Source organism: Variovorax sp. CAN15, assembly GCF_030462475.1.
In the GTDB taxonomy this organism is placed as follows: Bacteria; Pseudomonadota; Gammaproteobacteria; order Burkholderiales; family Burkholderiaceae_C; genus Variovorax.
In genome coordinates this window covers 1-19,898 of record NZ_JASMRZ010000042.1, presented here as the reverse complement: position 1 = coordinate 19,898, position 19,898 = coordinate 1, and the positions used below count along the sequence as shown (strand labels likewise).

Below are 19,898 nucleotides of genomic sequence, written 5' to 3'. Positions count from 1 at the left end.
TGATCAGGCAGCCGCGCGGGCCAGCGCACGCGCGCGCCGCGCCTTCGCATCGGGCTGCAGCGGCCGCAGGTATTCGTGCAGCGCGAGCGCGGCGGCGCCCACGGCGGGCGCGAGCTCCGCATAGCGTGCGGTGCGCAGCTCGGGCGCCGGCAAGCCGGCATCGTCCGCATGGCGCTTCACGCATTCGAAGGCCGCCTGCGCGAAGCCCTGGTTGTCGGCGCAGGCCTTGCCGCCGAGCACGATGGCGCGCGGGTCGAAGGTGACCCACAGGTTCTGCAGCAGCACGCCGAAGAGGGCCGCGGCGCGCTTCAGGTCGGCGCCTTCGCGCTCCAGCACGCGCGAGCCGAAGAAGGCCTCCGCGCAGCCGCGCCGGCCGCACGAGCACAGCGGTCCTTCGAAATGGAGGATGGTGTGGCCGATCTCGCCGGCCATGCCCTGCGCGCCGGTGAAGAGCCTGTCGTTGAGCACCACGCCCGCGCCCACGCCCACGTCGCAGTTGACGAAGATCAGCGGGTCTTCACCCTCCTGGCCCACGCTGGAGGCGAACTCGTACTCGCCGAGCGCTGCGGCGTCGCCGTCGTTCTGCAGCTGCACGGTGACGCCGGGCAGGCCGGCGGCCGTGAAGGCTTCCTCGAGCGCAGGCAGCAGGCTCACGTTGCGCCAGCCGAGGTTGGGCGCGAAGCGGACCACGCCGGTGCAGTCGTCCACGGCGCCGGGCACGCACACGCCGATGCCCGAGAGCTGCAGGCCGAGCTGCCGCAGCTTCGCATGCCCGGCGGCGGCCATGCGCGCGACCTGCGTGCAAACGCCGGCTGGCGAGCCATCGGTCAGGTCGTGGCTCTGCGAATGCAGCACCTCGCCCTGCAGCGACATGCACACCAGGCGCACGGTTTCCACCGCGATCTCCACACCCATCAGCGCGCGCACGCCCACATTGATCCGCAGCGGCGTGGAGGGCCGGCCGAGGCCGTCGGCCACGGTCGCGCCGGCCTCGCTGAGCCAGCCTTCGTCGATCAGCTCGCGCACCAGCAGGCTCACGGTCGACTTGGTGAGGCCGCTCTCGCCGGCCAGCCGCGCGCGCGAGAGGCCCGGCTGCGCGCGCAGCAGCCGCAGCAGCACGCTGCGGTTCATGCGCTTCACCAGTTGCAGGTCGGCCGTGGTGGTCACGTCGGCTCTGTCAGGCAGGTGCCGCGGCGGTGTCGGCGTGGTGGGCCTGCTCCTTGCCCTCGGGCCGCTTGCCGGCAATGATCATTCCGAGCACTTCGTCCTCGGTCACGTCGGCGGTGCGGTAGGTGCCCACGAGCTTGCCGTTCTTCATCACCGCGAGGCGGTCGCTCAGCGAGAACACGTCGGGCATGTCGTGCGTGATGAGGAAGATGCCCACACCGTCGGCCTTGAGCTGCTTCACCAGGCCGCCGACCATCGCGGTCTCTTCGGGGCCGAGCGCGGCGCAGGGCTCGTCCATGATGAGGATGCGCGCGTTGAAGTACAGCGCGCGAGAGATGGCCACCACCTGCCGCTGCCCGCCCGAGAGGCGTCGCACCGGTACGCGGATGTTGGTGAAGTTCCTGTTCAGGCGCTGGAACACCTTGCGCGCCTGCACTTCCATGAAGTGGTCGTCCAGCGTGTTCCACGCGGTCATCTTCTCGCGACCGAGGAAGAGGTTGGCCACCGAGTCGAGATTGTCGGCCAGCGCGAGCGTCTGGTAGATGGTCTCGATGCCCTGCGCCTGCGCCTCGGCGGGCGTGCGGATGCTGACCTTCTCGCCCGCGATCAGCGTGTCGCCCGAGTCGATGGGGTAGGCGCCCGCGAGCATCTTCATCAGCGTGGACTTGCCCGCGCCGTTGTGGCCCAGCAGCGCGACCACTTCGCCGGGATAGAGATTCACGCTCACGCCGTCCACGGCCTTCACGCCGCCGAAGGCCTTGCGGATCTCGCGCAGTTCGACGAGAGGTTTGGAGGTGTCGATGTTGGTGTCCATGTCAGCTTTCTCCGAACTTGCGGCGATAGAGCACGTCGAAGACCACCGCCACGATCAGCACCTGGCCGATGATGACCATGCGCTTGCCGATGGGCACGTCGAGCAGCAGCATGCCGCTGTCGAGCGACTGCATGATCAGCGCGCCCAGCACCGAGCCGAAGATCGAGCCGCTGCCGCCCGCCAGCGCCGTACCGCCGATGACGGCCGCGGCGATCACGTAGAGCTCCATGCCGGTGCCCAGCGAGTTGGTGCCGGCGTTCAGGCGCGCGATCGACACGATGGCCGCGATGGTGACCAGCACCGCCAGCAGCGCGAACAGCATCAGGGTGACGCGCTTGACCGGAATGCCCACCAGCGCCGCGGCGTCGGGATTGCCGCCCATCGCGAACACGTAGCGCCCGAAGCGCGTGCGGTGCACGATGAACGACAGCACGACGGCCACCACGGCCCAGATCAGCACCGGGATCGGAATGCCCTGAGGCTCGTTCTTGGACGAGATCTGGTAGCTGTTCATGACCCACGCGAAGCCGAACACCACCGCCACCGGCACCGCCGTGATGAGCACGTCCAGCCACAGCGCCTCGGTGGGCATGTCGTAGCGCTGGCGCGCGCGGCGCTTCTGCACCATGCGGCCGAACAGCACCAGCGCCACCAGCGCGGCGAGCACCCAGCTCGCGGTGACGCCGATGCCGCCGTCGTAGCCGCCGCCCAGGCGCTGGAAGAATTCGTCGTTCACCGGCTGCGTCTTGCCGTCGGCCACCAGGAAGGCCGCGCCCCGGAAGGACATGAGGCCGCCCAGCGTGACCACGAACGAAGGCACGCCCAGCACCGCCGTGAGCCAGCCCTGGTAGATGGACACCAGCAGCGCCACCGCGAGCCCCGCGAGGCAGGCCGTGGGCCACGACCAGCCGGAGGTGTACTGCAGGTAGGCGATGAGCACGCCCACGAAGCCCATCACCGAGCCCACCGACAGGTCGATGTGCCGCGCCACGATGATGAGCACCATCACGGTGGACACGATGCCCACCACCGCCGTCTGCTGCGCGACGTTGTAGAGGTTCTCGGGCGAGAGGAACACGCCCCCCGACATGACGCTGAACGCCACGGCCATGACGACCAGCAGCACGCACATCAGGATGAGCCGCAGGTCGACGCCGGTGCGGCGCCACCAGCCCGGTGTTGGTGATGGGTTGCTCATGTTTCGGACCCTTTGGGAGTACTTGGAGTACTTGGAGTACGTGGGACTGCGTGGGTGCGCAGGCGCCCGCCGGCCGGGCCCGCGAGGGCCGGCAGTCGGATGCATTGCATGGGAGAGAGAAGAAGGGCCGGCGCGCTTTCCGAGAATGGCGCCGGCGCGTTGCGTTGCGTCGTTACTTGCAGGCCGCGGGCGCGCTGGCGCCCGACACGCCCTTGCAGAGCTCGTCCTTCTTGATCCAGCCGGCCTTGACCACCACGTCGAGGTTGTCGCGCGTGATCGGCACCGGCGTCAGCAGCCGCGAGGACAGCGAGATCTTCTTGGCGCCGCCGGCCCACGGCGCGGCCTTGTCGACCGGTTTGCCGGCAGCCAGCGCAACGGCCGCGAGGGCGGCTTCGCGGCCGAGTTCGCGCGAGTCCTTCCAGATGGTGGCGGTCTGCGTGCCCAGCGCGATGCGGTTGAGCGCCGCGAAGTCGGCGTCCTGGCCCGACACCGGAATGCCGCGGATGCCCTTGGCCGTGAGCGCTGCCACCGCGCCGCCGGCCGTGCCGTCGTTGGCGGCGACCACCGCGTCGACCTTGTTGCCGTTCTTGGTGAGGATCTGCTCCATGTTCTTCTGCGCGACCTCGGGCTTCCAGCCTTCGGTGTACTCGTCGCCGACGATCTTGATGTCGCCCTTCTTGATGGCGGCATCGAGCACCTCCTGCTGGCCCGCGCGCAGGAAGTCGGCGTTCGGGTCGCTGGGCGAGCCCTTGATGATCACGTAGTTGCCCTTGGGCTTGACCTTGAAGACCTCGCGCGCCTCCATGCGGCCGACCTCGACGTTGTCGAAGGTGATGTAGAAGACGCCGGGCGCTTCGATCAGCCGGTCGTAGGCGATCACGGGCACCTTCTGGCGCGTGGCCTTGGTGACTGCCGGCAGGATGGCGTCCTTGTCCATCGCCAGCACGATGAGCGCCTTCGCGCCCTTCGACATCAGGCCCTCGATGTCGCCCAGCTGCTTCTCGGGCGAGCCGCCCGCATCGGCACTGATGTACTTGGCGCCGAGCTTCTCGAGTTCGGCCTTGATGGCGGCCTCGTCGGTCTTCCAGCGCTCTTCCTGGAAGTTGGACCAGCTCACGCCGACCACGGTCTGCGCCATCGCGCCGACGGCCGTGAGACCGAAGGCCATGGCGGCCAGGGTGTGTTTCAGTTGCATCGATGTCTCTCCTGAATTGATTCGCCCGCAGGCGCCAGCCAAGTAAGAAATTAGTTAGTTTGAAGGCCGAACTAACTATCCCATCGAGGCGGGATCATGGGCATCGGGGAATTCCCCAAGCGTGCGGCGCCCATGAAAAAGGCCGGGCAGGGCCGGCCTTCGTGCGCTGAAGCGACGGATGGTGATCAGTCTCGGACGCGCGCAGCGTTGCGCAGGTCGCGGATCTGGTCGTGGTTGCGCTGCGCGCCTTCGGCCTGGGCGGCGACCACGCTGCGCACGTCGGCGGGCAGGTTCTGCTTCAGGGCCTTGCGATAGCGCGCGACACCGGTGTCTTCGCCGCGCTCGCACGATTCGAGGATGGAGAGTTCGCTGTTCGCGCCGAGCGAGCCCTTCACGTGCACCCAGCCGCGATGCAGCGCGCCGCTGGCAGTGCCGCCCTCTGCCGGCTTGCCGCCGTAGGCCGCGATGAGCGCCATCAGTTCGCTGCCGGCCTTGCGGCACTCTTCGGCGCGATTGGCGAACAGTTGCTTCGCCGCGGGGCTCTCCACTTCGTCGGCGCAGGCGCGAAAGCCGTATTCGCCGTCGCGCGAGTTCTCGAGCAGGTCGTTGAGCACGTCCACCACTTCGTCGTTGGCGAGCACGGGGCCGGCAGCCTGGAGGGTGTCGAGGGATGAGTCGGTGTATGCCATGTCGGGGTCCTTTGGGTTGAATTGCTGTCTGTCGAAGACCCATCGTTCAAAAATCCGCGGCTGCGCCGCGTCGTCCCTTCCGGCGACACGGCGTAGGCGAAGAACGACCCGCGCGGCCCGGCTTCAGCCGATGCGCCAGGCCTGCATCCACACGGCGATGCCGTCGAGCAGTTCGCCCAGCGCCTCTTCGTCGGTGCGGCCGGTGCGCCTGAGCACGTGGAACGAGTGGTCGGCGCCTTAGATCTCCAGCACGGTGGCGATCGGACCCGGCGCCTGCACGGTGTCGTCGAATGGCGCGGGCCCGGCAGGCGTGTCACGCAGGCCGTGCGCGAAGAGCATGGGCACGTCTGCGTCCCGCAGGTGCGCCGCGCGCCCGGCCGCCTTCGCGGATGCGCCCGACGGCTCTCGCTGCCGCCGGAGGGCGAACCCCTGGACGTCCGCGCCCGCATGTCGCCCGGCATCTTGCCTTCACCCGGTTGTCCATGACCCCTGCTCGTGGAGCTTCTTCTCGCCGTTGGTGAAGTTGAGCACCAGCAGCGTGGCGCCCAGCGTCAGGACGAAAGTCCGGACGACCGCCCTGAGCGCCCCTCGGCGATGCACCTCGGAACGCGGCGACTGCCTGCCCAAGCGATCAGTCGATCAGCTGCGTCTTGATCGCGTAGTAGGTCAGGTCGCTGTTGGTGGAGAGGTTCATCTTCTCCATCAGCCGCGTGCGGTAGGTGCTGATTGTCTTCACCGAGAGCGACAGCGCCTCGCCGATGGCGCCCACCGACTCGCCCTTGGCCAGCTTGAGGAACACCTGGAACTCACGCTCCGACAGGTGCTCGTGCGGCGGAGCGTTGTCCTTGCGCTCCAGCTGGCCAGCGAGCAGCTCGGCCACCGAGGGCGAGATGTAGCGCCGGCCCAGCGCGATGGTGCGGATGGCCCTGGCGATCTCCTCGGGGTCGCATTCCTTGTTGAGGTAGCCCGAGGCACCCTGGCGGATCAGGTTCACCGCATAGTGTTCTTCCGGATAGCCGCTGAGGATGAGCACGCCGAGGTCGGGCGCCTTGGCGCGCACCATCGCGAGCGCGTCGATGCCGCTCTGGCCAGGCATGGAAAGGTCCATCACCAGCACGTCGATATCGGTCGTGCGCACGAGATCGATGGCCTCCCGGCCGCTGCCGGCCTCGCCGACCACGCGGAAATCGACGAAGGTGGAGAAGAACGACTTCAGGCCTGTGCGGACGACGGCGTGGTCGTCGACGATGCCGATCTTGATCATGGTGTTGTTCCTGCTTGAAGCGATGCGCGCCAGAGGCGGCGCGACAGGGGAACGAAGATGCCACAGGCATCGGCCCCCGGAACACCGGAAACGCAGGAAGCGGCGTTGTCCTGCACGGCAATGCAGGATTGCCTGTCGTCCGCGTCGGACGGAAGCGACGCGGCGTCCGGCCCGCAGCGGCAAGGCTTCAGGCGCGCCGTTCCTGGCGGCGCCAGTTGCCCTGCAACAGTGCGCCGATGCCCAGCACGACCACCAGCGTCACCGCCAGCAGCATGAAGGCCAGCGCCGCGCCGAAAGGCCAGTTGTTCAGGCCGACGAACTGCTGGTAGATCTCGGGCGTCATCATCCTGAAGCGCGGCCCGCCGATGAGCACCGGCGTGGCATAGGCGTTCATGCACAGGATGAAGACCAGCGACATGCCCGCGATCACGCCCGGCATGGCCTGCGGCAGCACCACGCGGCGGAACACGGTGAAGGGCGGCGCGCCCAGGTTGGCGGCCGCCTCCTCGACGTTGCGCGGTATGCCCTCGATGACGCTGGCCAGCGTCATCACCATCAGCGGCAGCACGATGGTCACCATCACGCCCACCACGGCCGGCTGGTTGAACATGAGCTGCATGGGCTCGCGCACCAGCCCGCTCCACTGCGCCACCGCGTTGAACAGGCCGCTGTTGCCCAGCAGCGCCAGCCAGCCGGCCGAGCGCACCACGTTGCCCACCATCAGCGGCAGGATGGTGGCGAGCGTGAGCCACATCTTCCAGCGCCGCGGCATGCGCGCCAGCGTGTAGCCGGCGGGCAGCCCCGCCAGCAATGCGACCAGCGTGGTGATGGCGGCGACCCGCAGGGTGACGGACAGCACTTCGCGGAAGTACGGGTCGGCGAACACCTGCACGTAGTTGCGCGGCGTGAAGGCCTCGACCATCAGCTCGGTGGGCGTGTAGATGTTGAGCGAGTAGCGCAGCAGCATCGCCATGGGCGCCACCATCAGCGCCAGCACGATCGCGATGGCCGGCAGAGTCAGCAGGCGCATCGCTCAGGCCTTGAAGTCGCGCGACCAGTACTGCTGCAGCGCCGGCATGGCCTGTGCGAAGTAGCCGAAGTCGGGCACCTTGAAGCGCGACTGCTCCTCGGGCGTGAACGCGATCTGTGCGGCCAGCCCGGGCGGCAGGCTGGCGTTGGTGACGGTGGGCACGTAGCCCATGCGCTCGGCGAACGCGGCCTGGGCGCGCGCGTCGAGCATGGCGTCGAGATAGGCGAAGGCGTTGTCCTTCTGCTGGCTGTTCTTCGGCACCACGGCGCTGAAGGTGGTCGGCATGATGCCTTCGGCGGGCACCGCGGCGGCCACGCTCACGCCGGCGCGGCGCCACTGGTACACGCGGGCGCGCCAGGCCAGCGTGATCCAGATGTCTTCCGACTTCAGCGCCTGCGCCACCGCCTCGTTGGTGGCGAAGATCTTGGGCGACAGCGCCTTCATCTCGCCGAGCTTCTTCATGCCCGGCGCCAGGTCGGACAGCGTGCCGCCGGCCGCCAGCGAGGCGGCGGCGATGTTGTACGGAAACAGGATGTCGGCCAGCCCGACGCGGCCCTTGTATTTCGGGTCCCAGAGGTCGTTGAGCGACTTCGGCGGCGTCCTGATCTTCCCGGGGTTGTAGGCAATGACCAGGCCCGAGTAGATGTGCGGCAGCGCCTGCGGCTGGCGCAGCGCGGCGATGGCGTTCTTCGCGTTCGGCACCTTGGCGTCGGTCAGCGTCTCGAACAGGCCCATCTGCGCGAGCCCGCTGGCCTCGAAATCGACCAGCGACACCACGTCTAGACTGCCGCGCCGGCTGTTGCGCTCGGCCAGCAGCTTGGCCTTGCGCGGCGGGCCGTCGTCGGTGCTCTGCACCGCTTCGATGCCGCGCGGCTTGAGCAGCGGCTGCTCGACGTTCTTGCCGAGCAGGTCGCCGTAGTCGCCGCCCCAGGTGGCGACGACGACGCGCCCGCCGGTGGCGGCAAACGCGGGCGCGGAGGCTGCCAGCGGCAGTGATGCGGCGGCCAGCAGCAGGGAACGGCGTGTGGAATGTGAGGACATGGCGGTGGTTGAAGAAACGGAGGAAGAGAGGAAGAAACGAAGTTCAGGCGCTGGCATCCGCGGGCAGCGCCAGCGCATGCTCCGGCGACCACTGCAGCGACACGCATTCGCCCTCGGCCGGCCCGCGCGCGGCGCTGTCGTGTGCCAGGGCGCTGGGCTGCGCGACAGAGATCGGGCCGACGTCGGTCTCGAAGTGCCATTCGGTCGTGCCGCCCAGGTAGGTGCTCAGCCGCACCCGCGCGGGCAGGCCCTGCTCACCCGCGTTGGCGATGCGGATGCGGTCGGGCCGCACCATCAGCGCCACGTCGTCCGGCGCGGACGCGGACGCAGGCACCGCCGACGGCGCGCACGGCAGCGCATGCGCCCCCGCGCGGAACACGCCCGGCGCATCGACCCGCCCCGGCATCAGGTTGCAGCGCCCGATGAAGTTGGCGACGAACTGGTCGACCGGCTGCTCGTACACCTGGCGCGGCGTACCGATCTGGCGCACGCGGCCGTGGTCCATCACGGCCAGGCGGTCGGCGGTGGTGAGGGCTTCTTCCTGGTCATGCGTGACCAGCAGCGTGGTGAGGCCCAGGCGCTGCTGCAGCGCGCGGATCTCGAGCCGCACCTCGGTGCGCAGGCGCGCATCGAGGTTGGACATGGGCTCGTCGAGCAGGAACACCGTGGGCTGCACCACCAGCGCGCGCGCCAGCGCCACGCGCTGCTGCTGGCCACCCGACAGCGCGGCCGGCCGGCGGTCGGCCAGGTGATCGAGCCGCACCAGCCGCAGCGCTTCTTTCACGCGCGCGGCCTGCTCGGCGCGCGGCACCTTGCGCATCTGCAGCCCGAAGGCCACGTTCTCGGCCACGCTCATGTGCATGAACAGCGCATAGCCCTGGAACACCATGCCGGTGTCGCGCGCATGCGGCGGCGCATGCGTCACCTCGCGTTCGCCGAAGAAGATGCGGCCCGCGCTCGGCTGCACGAAGCCGGCCACCATGCGCAGCGTGGTGCTCTTGCCGCAGCCGGAGGGCCCGAGCAGCGCGAGCAGTTCGCCCTGCGCCACGCCGAGGTCGAGGTTGCGCACCGCGACCGTGCGGTCGTAAGTGCACTGGAGATTGTCGAGACGCAAATAGCTCACGTGGTCACCCGGGACAGACTGACGAAACGATCCGCCACCAGCAGGAGCACGGCGATGAGCACGGTCTGCACCGTGCCGACCGCGGCCAGTGTCGGGTCCATGTTGAAGTTGAGGTAGCTCAGCATTTCCACCGGCAGCGTCGTGTACCCGGGGCCGGTCAGCATCATGGTCATCTCCAGGTTCTCGAAGCTCGCGATGAAGCTGAAGACGGCCGCGGCCACGATGCCGGCCCGCATCGAGGGCAGCGTGACGCGCAGGAACACCGTGACCGGGCGCGCGCCAAGGTTGGCGGCGGCTTCCTCCGGCGCGCGGCCGAGCCCCTGCAGGCTGGCCGACACGAGGCGCACGGTCCACGGAATGGCCAGCAGCGCATGCGCGGCGATCAGGCCCGGCAGCGTGGCAACGATCTGCAGGTCGATGGTGTTGTCGATCTGCACGAAGAACACGTAGATGCCGGTGCCCAGCACCACGCCCGGAAATGCCAGCGGCGACAGCAGCAGCGCGGCCAGCGCGCGCCGCCCGCGAAAATCGCCGCGCTCGATGGCGTAGGCGGCCACCGTGCCGGTGCTCACGCCGAGCAGCGCCGAGACGGCGGCCAGTTGCAGCGACAGCATGAAGCTGCTCGCGAACTGCGGCTTGCCCCATGCATTGGCGTACCAGTGCAGCGAATAGCCTTCGGGCGGAAAGCTCATGATCGGCTGCTCGAAGAAGCTCAGCCAGGCCACGGTGACGAGCGGCAGCAGCATGGCCGCGTATGCCGCGGCCACTGCGACCCGGCGGGCGACGGTGGCGGGCCTCACGCGCGGGCCTCCTCAAGCACGGCGGCGAGCGGCCGGCCAATGGCCGGTCTTGTGGACAGCGCGGCCGCCTTCAGCACGAAGGGCAAGGACGGCTGCACGTCGCGCAGTTCATCCAGATGCATGCCGCGCACGATGAGGACGAGGAACGAGTCCGGCGTCTGCGCCGCGAGCGGCACGATGGGGCTGAACAGCGTGCCGACGCATTGCACCAGCAACGGCCATCGCTCGTCTTGCACCCTGACCAGTCCCTTGACGCGCAGCAGGCGCTCGCCGCACAGGCCGGCGAGGTTGTCGAGCCACTCGGAGAGTTCGTCGCGCGTGACCGGCGCGGTGAAGCGGCACAGGGCGGTGCGGATGTCGCTGTGCGGCAGCTGCAGCGCGTCGGCGTCCAGCGGCGCGAGCGTAAGGTGCGGCAGCGATGAGCGCGCCGGCGGCGACGCCAGCGCGGCCAGCGCGCGCGGCCCCGGCGCGGCGTCGGCCACCAGTTCGGCCAGCGGATTGACGCGTGCCAGCAGCGCGCGCGCCACGTCCACCGCACCGGCCCGGGCGATGTCCTGCCGGGTCAGCACGATGCGCTGCGCGCCGGCGATCTGCGCGGCGGCTTCGGGCAGCGCCAGCGTGGCGGCGCCGCGCTCGCAGTCGAAGGTGCTCACGACATGCGCGCGCAGGTGCCCGGCCAACGGACCGAGGCTGCGCAGCACCGGCCCGGGGCGCGCGAGGCCGGTGGTCTCCAGCACGATGCGCGCGAGCGGCGGCAGGCCCTGTTCGGCGCGCGCCTCGATCAGTGCCGCAATGGTGTCGGGCAAGTCGCCGCCCATCGCGCAGCAGACGCAGCCGTTGCTCAGCAGCGCCATCGGCACCTTGTCGGCGGAGGCGGAGATGACGGCGCCGTCGAGGTCGACCTCGCCAACCTCGTTGACGATCACGGCGGTGTCGGCGGCCTGCGGCTGGCGCAGGTACGCCGACAGCAGCGTGGTCTTGCCGCTGCCCAGGAAGCCGGTGAGCACGATCAGCTCGATGGGAACCGGCATCGGCGGCGAGGCGTTGTCCGGGCTGCTCATGCGGCGGGTGCTTCCGCCGCGGCGGCTTCGGCGTGGCTGGCCGCCACCATCGCGCGAACGTCGGCCAGCAGCTCGGCCGTGTCGTAGCAGATGCCGCCCACGATGGTGCGGCTCAGCCCGCGCTGCCATTCGACACGCTGGGTGTCATCGTTCAGCCGCATGGCGCCGGTGCCGTACAGCAGCTTGAAGTCTTCCAGCGGGTTCTGGTCGTGCACCAGCAGGTCGGCGCGCTTGCCGACCTCCAGGCTGCCGCAGTCGGCCTCGATGCCAAGCAGGTGCGCGCCTTCGAGCGTGGCGGCGCGCAGCACCTCCAGCGGATGGAAGCCGGCTTCCTGCAGCATCTCGAGTTCGCGCACGAAGCCGAAGCCGAACACCTGGAAGATGAAGCCGGAGTCGCTGCCCGCGCAGACGCGCCCGCCGCGGTTCTTGTACTCGTTGACGAAGCGCATCCAGAGCCGGTAGTTTTCCTTCCACTCGATCTCGTTCCTTGTCGACCAGCGATACCAGTAGGAGCCGTGGCCGCCGCGGTAGGGCTGGAAGCCGTCCCAGTAGCTCTTCCAGGTGTATTCGTCGTGCCAGTCGGCGCGGCGGGTGCGCATGAGGTCGCGGTTGGCGTCGTAGATGCCGAAGGTCGGCACGAAGGTGAAGCCGAGTTCGAGAAAGCGGTCCATCGCGTTGCGCCATGTGGCGCTGCCCGGCTGCGCGGCCTGGCCGAAGCTCTGGCCGGCGACGGAGAAGCGGAAGTACTCGTCGCCGTAGTTGTAGTCGGCCGGGTAGTCCTGCACCACGCGGTGCTCGAACAGTGCCTCGGGCAGGCCGTAGTAGTGCTCGGCGCTGGTCAGGCCCCATTGCGCGGTGGTGAGCGCGTTCATGCGGGTCACGGCGGTCTGCGCGTGGTGGCAGCCGCTGCGCAGGCCGAGGCTGGCGCATTCGGCCAGTGCGGCCTGCATGATGGCGGGCGAGGCGCCGAAGAACTTCACGCCGTCGGCGCCGCGCGCCTTCAGCCGGCCCAGCCAGTCGCGTGCCTGCGCCGGCGTGTGAATGATCTTCAGGATGTCATTGACCGCCGGGAAGTACGCATGCGCCAGCATGCGCGGCGCGGCGATGGTGCCGGCCGCAGCGCGCTCGCGCTGGTCCAGCGTCCAGCCCAGGCCGTTGAAGCAGCCCATCTCGCGCACGGTGGTCACGCCGTGGGCCAGCCAGAGCTTGTAGACGTAGTCGGCCGGCGGCGCCTTGCCGGCCACGAAGGGCGAGCCGATGTGCGCATGCGCATCGACGAAACCCGGCGTGACGAACTTGCCGTGGCAGTCGATCTCGTGCTGCCCGGCGGCCGGGCGCACGGCCGGGTCGATGGCCTTGCGGGGCGCGCCGACGCCGCGCATCTCGACGATGCGGTCGCCCTCGATCACGATGTCGACCGGCCCCCAGGGCGGCGCGCCGGTGCCGTCGATGACGGTGGCGCCGCGCAGCACCAGCCGGGCGAACGGCCCTTCGCCACGGTCGCGGCCGGTGGCGCGCGGCTTCTCGCGGCCGCCGCGCAATTGGCGCGCGGCCGCGATCTCGTCGCCCGCCTCGACGGCCGGCATGTGTTCCCGCATCGCGGATGCTGCTGCTGTCACTCGAATCTCCTCGAAACATCCGGACTGCCGGATGGCGAGGTCGATTCTTTCGAGCGAGGGGGTATGCCGTCTCGCTCAATCCTGCTCGGCGGACAGCATGTTCTTGCTGTGTGGCCGGGCGTGCCGCTGGGTGTGCCGCTGGGTGTGCCGCCGGGTGCGGCTGCTGCGGGCTACTGCTGCAGCGCCTGCCGGTAGCGCTGCGGCGTCACGCCCTCCACCTTGCGGAACTGGCGCGCGAGGTGGCTGGAGTCGGAGAAGCCGCAGTCCATGGCGATCTGCAGGATGTTCTTGTCGGAGAAGGCCAGGTCGGCCTTTGCCAGCCGCAGCCGCGCCGCCACCAGGTGCGCGTGCGGCGTGAGGCCGTAGCGCTGCTTGAAGCGGCGCGCGAAATGGAATTCGCTCATGTCGGCCAGCCGCGCGAGCCGGGCCACGCTGAGCGTTTCATGCGGGTGGCGCTCCACGTGCTCGAACGCGGCCTGCAGGCCGTCGGGGCCGGCGGACTGCACTGGGCGCGTCACGCGGCCGTAGTTGTGCAGCAGGTGCGCCACCAGCGACTGCGCGATGCCGTCGGCATACATGCGGCCTGCCGGGCCATCCGCATCGAGCGCCGCGACGAACTGCGCGCCCAGCTGCCGGCCGATGCTGTCGTCGCGGTACAGCGGGCCGTCGTTCGGCTGGAAGTCTTCGAAGTCCACGCCGAAGCGGCGCGCGGCCAGGCGCAGGTCATCAAGCGAGAAATGGATGTGCAGCAGGTCGAACGGGCTCGGAGACTCGAAGCCGGTTTGCTCGATGCTGCGCGAATCGATGAGCCGCACGCTGCCGCCGCGGATGGGGCCGTCCCAGATCACGGAGTCGTCCACGCGCGAGCAGGCCTCCATGGGCAGCAGCACCATCGAGAACAGCATGAAGTCGGGCGATGTGGCGACGTTGAATTCGAAGGGGCCGCCGGTCGTGCGCGTCCACCGCAGCACCGACACGCCGGTGGACGGCAGGTCGATGAGGGCGCCTGCGCTGCGCATGCCCCACAGGTCTTCCATGTCGTTCAGGTGGCGCAGCGGTTGCATGAGTTTTGTGCCTGGGAGGGGTTGCGCGAGGGAGATGTCCCTCGAAGGTGCACAAATTCTCAAGCATTTTCCAGGCCATCGGCGGCGGGAATTCCCTGTCCGCAGGGTAGCGCGGGCGACCCGGATGCGCCGCCTCAGCCGATCGCCGGATAGCGCCCCGTGCCTTCGGGCCAGGGCGTCAGCACCTCGAAGCCGTCTTCCGTGACCGCGACCATGTGCTCCCACTGCGCCGACAGCGAATGGTCGCGCGTGACCACCGTCCAGCCGTCGGGCAGCTCGCGGGTCTCGCGCCGGCCGGCGTTGATCATCGGCTCGATGGTGAAGACCATGCCGGCCTCCAGCCGCAGGCCCTGGCCGGGCTGGCCGTAGTGCAGCACCTGCGGATCGTCGTGGTAGATCCGGCCGATGCCGTGGCCGCAGTACTCGCGCACGACGCTGAAGCGCTCGCGGTGCGCGACGCTCTGGATCGCATGGCCCACGTCGCCCAGCGTGGCGCCGGGGCGCACCTGCAGGATGCCGGCGCGCATCGCCTCGTAGGTGGTGTCCACCAGGCGCCGCGCCAGCGGGCTGGGCTCGCCGACGAAGTACATGCGGCTGCAGTCGCCGAACCAGCCGTCCTTGTTGACGGCCACGTCGATGTTGATGATGTCGCCCTTCTTCAGCACCTTCTGCGCCGACGGCACGCCGTGGCAGACCACATGGTTGACCGAGGTGCACACCGTCTTGGTGTAGCCCTGGTAGCCGACGTTGGCGGGCACCACGCCCTGCACATCGACGATGTGGTCGTGGCAGATGCGGTCGAGCTCCTCGGTGGTGACGCCGGGCTTCACGTGCTCGCCGATCATCGCCAGCACCTCGGCGGCGAGCCGGCCCGCGGCGCGCGACATCGCGATTTCGTCGGGCGACTTGAGCGGAGCGGCTGTGGCCCTCATGCGCGCGCTCCGGCCGGCTTGCGGGCGGCCGGAGCAGGCGCTGGCGCGGGCGCGGGCGGTGGCGGTTCCAGCAGGGTGGAGACGGTGGCCAGGTCGAAGCCGCCGGCCTGCTCGGCGCGAATGAGGAGTTGGCAGATCTCGCGGTGATCGAGCTCGGGGTGCAGCTCGGCCAGCATGCCGATGCGCATCCAGTGCTCGGCCTGTGCATTGATGGAACGGCTCAGTGCATTGCCCGCGACGCGCAGGTTCTCATGCATGAGGTCTGAAATCTTGACGATGCCCATGGCTCTCTCGAATATACGAAACGTATATAAATCATATCAAATCAGCCGATGTGTTTCAACGCGACGGCGGGGTAAGCCCGGTGCAGCGATTCGATCTCGTTTGATACGATTTTTCTCGAAGCGCCCACCTCGAGCGCGTTGGAGACAAGATGGACCCGAGCACATCAGATGCGCAGGCGCTGTATCGCGTCATGGTGCGCATCCGCGCTTTCGAGAACGCCGCCGAGGCGGCCAGCCAGGGGGGCGTGAGCGCCTACGGCCAGCAGGCCGCGGGCGCCGCCAAGGTGCGCGGGCCGCTGCACCTTTCCACCGGCCAGGAGGCGGTGCCGGCCGGCGTGTGCGCCCACCTGCGCGCCAGCGACTACCTCACCTCCACCCATCGCGGCCACGGCCACACGCTGGCCAAGGGCGCCGACCTCACGCGGATGATGTGCGAACTGTTCGGCAAGGCCACCGGCTTCAACGGCGGCAAGGGCGGCTCGATGCACATCGCGGACTTCTCGGTCGGCATGCTGGGCGCCAACGGCGTGGTGGCGGCAGGGCTGCCGATTGCCGTGGGCGCGGCGCATGCGCAGAAGCTGCTCGGCAAGGGCGACGGCATCACGGTCTGCTTCTTCGGCGACGGCGCCATCAACCGCGGGCCGTTTCTCGAAGCGCTGAACTGGGCGCGCGTGTACGACCTGCCGGTGCTCTTCGTCTGCGAAGACAACCGCTGGAGCGCGACCACCGCGAGCGGGCCGATGACGGCCGGCGACGGCGCCTCGGCGCGTGCCGAATCGCTCGGCATCGCCGCCACGCAGGTCGACGGCAACGACGTGTTCGCGGTGCACGAAACCGCCGCGCGGCTGGTGAGCGAAGTGCGCGCCGGCAGCGGCCCGCGCCTGCTGCATGCGCTGACCTACCGCGTGAAGGGGCACGTATCTGTCGACCTCGCGGCCTACCGCGACCCGGCCGAACTGGCTGCGGCGCTGGAAACAGACCCGATCGCGCGAGCGCGCGGGCATCTTCTTTCGACGGGCGTCGCCGCCGCCACGCTGGACGCCATCGAGAACGCCGCGCGCGACGAGGTCGACACCGCGCTGGCCGTCGCCGATGCCGCGCCCTGGCCCGACGCCAGCGCCGCCTTCACCGACGTGCAGACCACCGGAGCCGGCCAATGGCATTGACGAAGCAGGACCTGAGCTATTCCGAAGCCGCACTGCTCGCGCTGCGGCGCGAGATGGAGGCCGACCCGCGCGTGGTCGTGCTCGGCGAGGACGTGGGCCGCGGCGGCATCTTCGGCCAGTACAAGGGGCTGCAGCAACACTTCGGCGCCGGGCGCGTGATCGACACGCCGATCAGCGAAGCCGCGATCATGGGCGCCGGCGTGGGCATGGCGCTGGCGGGGCTGCGGCCGGTGGTCGAGATGCGCGTGGTCGACTTCGCGCTGTGCGGCATGGACGAACTGGTGAACCAGGCCGCGAAGAACCGCTTCATGTTCGGCGGCCAGGGCCGCGTGCCGCTGGTGGCGCGCATGCCCGGCGGCATCTGGGACGCCTCGGCGGCGCAGCACTCGCAGTCGCTCGAAGCCTGGTTCGCGCACCTGCCGGGCGTGGTGGTGGTGTGCCCCTCGACGCCGCAGGACAACCACGGCCTGCTGCGCTCCGCGCTGCAGTGCGGCGACCCGGTGGTCTACATCGAGCACAAGACGCTGTGGGGCGTGCGCGGCGAGGTCGACGAAAGCGTTGCGGTGCCGCTGGGCAAGGCCGCGCGGGTGCGCGAGGGCAACGCGCTCACGCTGGTGAGCTGGAGCCGGCAGATGCAGGCCTGCGCGGCGGCCTGCGATGCGCTGGCTGACGAAGGCATCGCTGTCGACCTCATCGACCTGCGCACGCTGTGGCCGTGGGACCGCGAGACGGTGCTGTCGTCCTGCGCGCGCACCGGCCGGCTGCTGGTGGTGCACGAGGCGGTGCAGGCGGCGGGCTTCGGCGCGGAGATCGCGGCCAGCGCGGCGGAGGCCACGGGCTGCCGCGTGGCGCGGCTGGGCGCGCCGCGCATTCCGGTCGGCTACGCGCCGGTGCTGGAGGCGCAGTCGCGCGTCGGCACCGAAGCCATCGTGGCCGCGGCGAAAAGGCTCGCCGGCTGAAGTGAAGACCGGCCATGGACCCGCTCTTCTTCAAGCTGGTGCGGGTCGTGAATCTCACGGCGCGGCCTTTCCATGAGCGCGTGGGCCGCGAGCACCGGCTCACGCTCAACGAGTGGCGCGCGATGGCGGTGCTCGCCACCCAGCCGGGGCTCAACGCGCGGCAGGTGGCCGACCAGACCGGCCTCGACAAGATGGCGGTGAGCCGCGCGCTGGCCGGCCTGCGGCGCCACAGGCGCGTACAGCGCCACGATGACCCGACCGACGGGCGCAGCAGCCGGCTCTACCTCACCGCCGCAGGCAAGGCGCTGCACGAAACGGTGGGCGCGCTCGGCCGCGAACGCGAGGTGATGCTGTTCGCCGGCATCGACGCCGGCGAGCTGGCGCGGCTCGATGCCACGCTCGACAAGCTCATCGAGGCCGTGCAGCGCGGCGGCCTCTAACCTCACGAGCAAGGCACGTCCCATTCCAGAAACACCGCGGAACCGGCTTTGCCGGGCCGCAGGTGTTGCCCCCGGAGGGGGTTGGCGAAGCGAAACGAAGTGCGCGCAGCCTGGGGGCGAACCAAGTCAAGCCGCGAAGCCGCCGTCGATGTTCAGGCTCGCGCCGGTCACGAAGCCGGCTTCGGGGCTGGCCAAGTAGCCGACCATGCCGGCGATTTCTTCCGGACGCGCGTGGCGGGCCAGCGCCATCAGGCCGTGCATCGAGGCGGCGTTGGGGCCGTCGACCGGGTTCATGTCGGTGTTGACCGGGCCGGGCTGCACGTTGTTGACCGTGATGCCGCGCGGGCCGAGGTCGCGCGACAGGCCCTGCACCAGGCCGACCAGCGCCGACTTGCTCATGGCGTAGGCGCTGCCGCCGGGCCAGGGCATGCGCACGGCGTTCGTGCTGCCGATGTTGATGATGCGGCCGCCCTCGCCCATGTGGCGCGAGGCGGCCTTGGCAGCGACGAACACGGCGCGCACGTTGACGGCCAGCGTCTTGTCGAAGTCTTCGAGCGAGAACTCGTCGAGGGTGCCGCCGAGGAACACGCCGGCGTTGTTCACGAGGATGTCGATCCTGCCGAAGGTGCGGGCCGCTTCGTCGATGCCGGAGGTGAGGGCAGCGGCGTCAGCGCTGTCGATCTTCAGCGCGAGGGCGCGGCCGCCTTCGGACTGGATGCTGCGCACCAGTTCCTCGGCCGGCGCGGCCGAGGCGGCGTAGCTGAAGGCCACGGCGGCGCCGTCGCGCGCCAGGCGGCGCACGATGGCCGCGCCGATGCCGCGCGAGCCGCCGGTGACGAAAGCGACCTTGCCGGCGAGCACGGGGGAAGAAGAAGAAGAAGAGGAGGAGGAGGAGGAGGAAACAGTATTGGAGGCCATGATTTTTTCCGTGGAGTGGTGGAGGAAGGCCTCAGTTTGGGCGTTTCATTCCTTCTCCGGTAGCCGTCAATCCGATCAATCAGATTCAACCGATGGTTGAAGATGAGCGCCACAATGCAGCCATGGAGCCGCTCAATCACCTCGAATCCTTCGTGCAGAGCGCAGAGGGCGGCAGCTTCTCCGAGGCCGCCCGGCGCCTGGGTCTGACGCCGGCCGCCGTCAGCAAGAACGTGGCGCGGCTGGAGGCCCGGCTGGGCCTGCGGCTGTTCCAGCGCAGCACGCGCAGCCTGAAATTGACCGAAGGCGGCGAGCGCTTCCTCGCGCAGATCGGCGGGGCGCTGGCCACGCTGCGCGAGGCGATGGCGGGCGTCGACACCGACGACGGCCAGCCCTCGGGCACGCTGAAGGTCAGCATGGGGCAGGCCTTCGGGCGCGAGCATGTGCTGCCGATGATGGGCGGGTTTCTCGCGCGCTACCCGGCCATCGTGCCCGACTGGCACTTCGACAACCAGCAGGTCGACCTGGTGGGCGAAGGCTTCGACGCGGCCATCGGCGGCGGCATCGAGCTGCCGGCCGGGCTGGTGACGCGGGAGCTGGCGCGCATCCACGTGGTGGCGGTGGCCTCGCCCGCATACATGGAGGGGCGCAAGCCGCCGCGGCATCCGTCGGATCTGGCGGCGCTCGACACGCTGATGCGCCGCTCCTCGCCCACCGGCCGGGTGCGCAGCTGGACCCTGCGGCGCGTGCGGGCGCGAGCCGGCGAAGGGGGAGGCGAAGGCGAGGTCAGCGTCGAACTGCCGCGGCCGCGCGCCATCTTCAACGACCCCGAGGCGATCGCGCATGCCGCGCTGATGGGGCTGGGCGTGGCGATGCTGCCCATGCCTTTCGTCGAGCGCGGGCTGCGCAGCGGCGAGTTGCTGCGGCTCTTGCCCGAGTGGTACCAGGAGGCCGGCGCGGTGTGGCTCTACTACCCCAGCAAGAAGCTGCTGCCGAAGACGCGGGTGTTCATCGACTTCGTGCTGGAGCGTTTCCGAGAGGAGCGGTTCGCGCGGCGGATGCAGGTGGCCTGAGACGCCTTCGCGACCGGACCGCGACAACCTCACGGGTTCACGGGGTTTTCACCCGCGACGTCCG

20 protein-coding genes are annotated in these 19,898 nt (G+C 69.6%); 4 read left to right on the top strand and 16 right to left on the bottom strand.

Annotated features, from left to right (window positions below):
• Positions 1-3: 3 nt before the first annotated feature.
• The 15 genes from QMO14_RS21835 to QMO14_RS21765 form a co-directional block, all read right to left on the bottom strand.
• Positions 4-1,167 carry an ROK family transcriptional regulator gene (locus QMO14_RS21835; protein WP_301509718.1) on the bottom strand — a complete coding sequence of 388 codons (1,164 nt, stop codon included), beginning with the start codon at positions 1,165-1,167 and terminating at the stop codon, positions 4-6.
• A gap of 10 nt (positions 1,168-1,177) precedes the next feature.
• Positions 1,178-1,981: an ATP-binding cassette domain-containing protein gene (locus QMO14_RS21830; protein WP_301509717.1), complete on the bottom strand. Its 804-nt coding sequence runs from the start codon at positions 1,979-1,981 to the stop codon at positions 1,178-1,180.
• 1 nt (position 1,982) lies between these two features.
• Positions 1,983-3,179 carry a sugar ABC transporter permease gene (locus tag QMO14_RS21825; RefSeq protein WP_301509715.1) on the bottom strand — a complete coding sequence of 399 codons (1,197 nt, stop codon included), beginning with the start codon at positions 3,177-3,179 and terminating at the stop codon, positions 1,983-1,985.
• A gap of 172 nt (positions 3,180-3,351) precedes the next feature.
• Positions 3,352-4,374, bottom strand: coding sequence for a D-xylose ABC transporter substrate-binding protein (gene xylF, locus QMO14_RS21820; protein ID WP_301509714.1), 1,023 nt, complete (start codon positions 4,372-4,374; stop codon positions 3,352-3,354).
• Between the two features lie 185 nt (positions 4,375-4,559).
• Positions 4,560-5,063 (bottom strand): PA2169 family four-helix-bundle protein, encoded by a 504-nt coding sequence (locus QMO14_RS21815; protein ID WP_301509712.1) that lies wholly within the window; start codon positions 5,061-5,063, stop codon positions 4,560-4,562.
• A gap of 631 nt (positions 5,064-5,694) precedes the next feature.
• Positions 5,695-6,327: a response regulator transcription factor gene (locus QMO14_RS21810; RefSeq protein ID WP_301509711.1), complete on the bottom strand. Its 633-nt coding sequence runs from the start codon at positions 6,325-6,327 to the stop codon at positions 5,695-5,697.
• Positions 6,328-6,514: 187 nt separating this feature from the next.
• Positions 6,515-7,357, bottom strand: coding sequence for an ABC transporter permease (locus tag QMO14_RS21805; RefSeq protein WP_301509709.1), 843 nt, complete (start codon positions 7,355-7,357; stop codon positions 6,515-6,517).
• A gap of 3 nt (positions 7,358-7,360) precedes the next feature.
• A complete protein-coding gene (locus tag QMO14_RS21800; protein WP_301509706.1) occupies positions 7,361-8,398 on the bottom strand; it encodes an extracellular solute-binding protein in 1,038 nt (345 codons plus the stop codon).
• A 43-nt stretch (positions 8,399-8,441) separates the two neighbouring features.
• Positions 8,442-9,521 carry an ABC transporter ATP-binding protein gene (locus QMO14_RS21795; RefSeq protein ID WP_301509704.1) on the bottom strand — a complete coding sequence of 360 codons (1,080 nt, stop codon included), beginning with the start codon at positions 9,519-9,521 and terminating at the stop codon, positions 8,442-8,444.
• A complete protein-coding gene (locus QMO14_RS21790; protein ID WP_301509703.1) occupies positions 9,518-10,321 on the bottom strand; it encodes an ABC transporter permease in 804 nt (267 codons plus the stop codon). Before QMO14_RS21790 ends, QMO14_RS21795 begins: the two co-directional genes overlap by 4 nt.
• The gene (locus QMO14_RS21785; protein ID WP_301509702.1) at positions 10,318-11,382 is read right to left on the bottom strand and encodes a GTP-binding protein; all 1,065 of its coding nucleotides are present in this window, start codon (positions 11,380-11,382) and stop codon (positions 10,318-10,320) included. Before QMO14_RS21785 ends, QMO14_RS21790 begins: the two co-directional genes overlap by 4 nt.
• Positions 11,379-13,001 carry an amidohydrolase family protein gene (locus QMO14_RS21780; protein WP_367618166.1) on the bottom strand — a complete coding sequence of 541 codons (1,623 nt, stop codon included), beginning with the start codon at positions 12,999-13,001 and terminating at the stop codon, positions 11,379-11,381. Before QMO14_RS21780 ends, QMO14_RS21785 begins: the two co-directional genes overlap by 4 nt.
• Before the next feature lie 170 nt (positions 13,002-13,171).
• A complete protein-coding gene (locus tag QMO14_RS21775) occupies positions 13,172-14,065 on the bottom strand; it encodes a helix-turn-helix domain-containing protein (RefSeq protein WP_301509701.1) in 894 nt (297 codons plus the stop codon).
• Positions 14,066-14,199: 134 nt separating this feature from the next.
• Complete coding sequence (map, locus tag QMO14_RS21770; protein ID WP_301509700.1) at positions 14,200-14,997, bottom strand: type I methionyl aminopeptidase; 798 nt, start codon at positions 14,995-14,997, stop codon at positions 14,200-14,202.
• Positions 14,994-15,281 carry a ParD-like family protein gene (locus QMO14_RS21765; protein WP_301509699.1) on the bottom strand — a complete coding sequence of 96 codons (288 nt, stop codon included), beginning with the start codon at positions 15,279-15,281 and terminating at the stop codon, positions 14,994-14,996. The genes map and QMO14_RS21765 overlap by 4 nt, the downstream gene beginning before the upstream one ends.
• Positions 15,282-15,430: 149 nt before the next feature.
• On the opposite strand from QMO14_RS21765, the gene QMO14_RS21760 reads away from it, so the two are divergent.
• The 3 genes from QMO14_RS21760 to QMO14_RS21750 are packed head-to-tail and all read left to right on the top strand — an operon-like array spanning position 15,431 to position 17,846.
• On the top strand, positions 15,431-16,447 hold the full coding sequence (locus tag QMO14_RS21760; protein ID WP_301509698.1) for a thiamine pyrophosphate-dependent dehydrogenase E1 component subunit alpha: 1,017 nt from the start codon (positions 15,431-15,433) through the stop codon (positions 16,445-16,447).
• Positions 16,438-17,406: an alpha-ketoacid dehydrogenase subunit beta gene (locus QMO14_RS21755; RefSeq protein ID WP_301509696.1), complete on the top strand. Its 969-nt coding sequence runs from the start codon at positions 16,438-16,440 to the stop codon at positions 17,404-17,406. The genes QMO14_RS21760 and QMO14_RS21755 overlap by 10 nt, the downstream gene beginning before the upstream one ends.
• A gap of 14 nt (positions 17,407-17,420) precedes the next feature.
• Positions 17,421-17,846, top strand: coding sequence for a MarR family winged helix-turn-helix transcriptional regulator (locus QMO14_RS21750; RefSeq protein WP_301509694.1), 426 nt, complete (start codon positions 17,421-17,423; stop codon positions 17,844-17,846).
• A 126-nt stretch (positions 17,847-17,972) separates the two neighbouring features.
• On the opposite strand, the gene QMO14_RS21745 is transcribed toward QMO14_RS21750, so the two are convergent.
• Positions 17,973-18,764 carry an SDR family oxidoreductase gene (locus tag QMO14_RS21745; protein ID WP_301509693.1) on the bottom strand — a complete coding sequence of 264 codons (792 nt, stop codon included), beginning with the start codon at positions 18,762-18,764 and terminating at the stop codon, positions 17,973-17,975.
• A gap of 122 nt (positions 18,765-18,886) precedes the next feature.
• On the opposite strand from QMO14_RS21745, the gene QMO14_RS21740 reads away from it, so the two are divergent.
• Positions 18,887-19,834, top strand: a complete 948-nt coding sequence (locus tag QMO14_RS21740; protein WP_301509691.1) for a LysR family transcriptional regulator — start codon at positions 18,887-18,889, stop codon at positions 19,832-19,834.
• Positions 19,835-19,898: the final 64 nt, after the last annotated feature.

Coding starts and splice junctions, on each gene's coding strand:
- QMO14_RS21830 (WP_301509717.1), bottom strand. CDS start 1,981: ATGGACACCAACATCGACACCTCCAAACCTCTCGTCGAACTGCGCGAG.
- QMO14_RS21825 (WP_301509715.1), bottom strand. CDS start 3,179: ATGAGCAACCCATCACCAACACCGGGCTGGTGGCGCCGCACCGGCGTC.
- xylF (WP_301509714.1), bottom strand. CDS start 4,374: ATGCAACTGAAACACACCCTGGCCGCCATGGCCTTCGGTCTCACGGCC.
- QMO14_RS21815 (WP_301509712.1), bottom strand. CDS start 5,063: ATGGCATACACCGACTCATCCCTCGACACCCTCCAGGCTGCCGGCCCC.
- QMO14_RS21810 (WP_301509711.1), bottom strand. CDS start 6,327: ATGATCAAGATCGGCATCGTCGACGACCACGCCGTCGTCCGCACAGGC.
- QMO14_RS21805 (WP_301509709.1), bottom strand. CDS start 7,357: ATGCGCCTGCTGACTCTGCCGGCCATCGCGATCGTGCTGGCGCTGATG.
- QMO14_RS21800 (WP_301509706.1), bottom strand. CDS start 8,398: ATGTCCTCACATTCCACACGCCGTTCCCTGCTGCTGGCCGCCGCATCA.
- QMO14_RS21785 (WP_301509702.1), bottom strand. CDS start 11,382: ATGAGCAGCCCGGACAACGCCTCGCCGCCGATGCCGGTTCCCATCGAG.
- QMO14_RS21775 (WP_301509701.1), bottom strand. CDS start 14,065: ATGCAACCGCTGCGCCACCTGAACGACATGGAAGACCTGTGGGGCATG.
- map (WP_301509700.1), bottom strand. CDS start 14,997: ATGAGGGCCACAGCCGCTCCGCTCAAGTCGCCCGACGAAATCGCGATG.
- QMO14_RS21765 (WP_301509699.1), bottom strand. CDS start 15,281: ATGGGCATCGTCAAGATTTCAGACCTCATGCATGAGAACCTGCGCGTC.
- QMO14_RS21760 (WP_301509698.1), top strand. CDS start 15,431: ATGGACCCGAGCACATCAGATGCGCAGGCGCTGTATCGCGTCATGGTG.
- QMO14_RS21755 (WP_301509696.1), top strand. CDS start 16,438: ATGGCATTGACGAAGCAGGACCTGAGCTATTCCGAAGCCGCACTGCTC.
- QMO14_RS21750 (WP_301509694.1), top strand. CDS start 17,421: ATGGACCCGCTCTTCTTCAAGCTGGTGCGGGTCGTGAATCTCACGGCG.
- QMO14_RS21745 (WP_301509693.1), bottom strand. CDS start 18,764: ATGGCCTCCAATACTGTTTCCTCCTCCTCCTCCTCCTCTTCTTCTTCT.
- QMO14_RS21740 (WP_301509691.1), top strand. CDS start 18,887: ATGGAGCCGCTCAATCACCTCGAATCCTTCGTGCAGAGCGCAGAGGGC.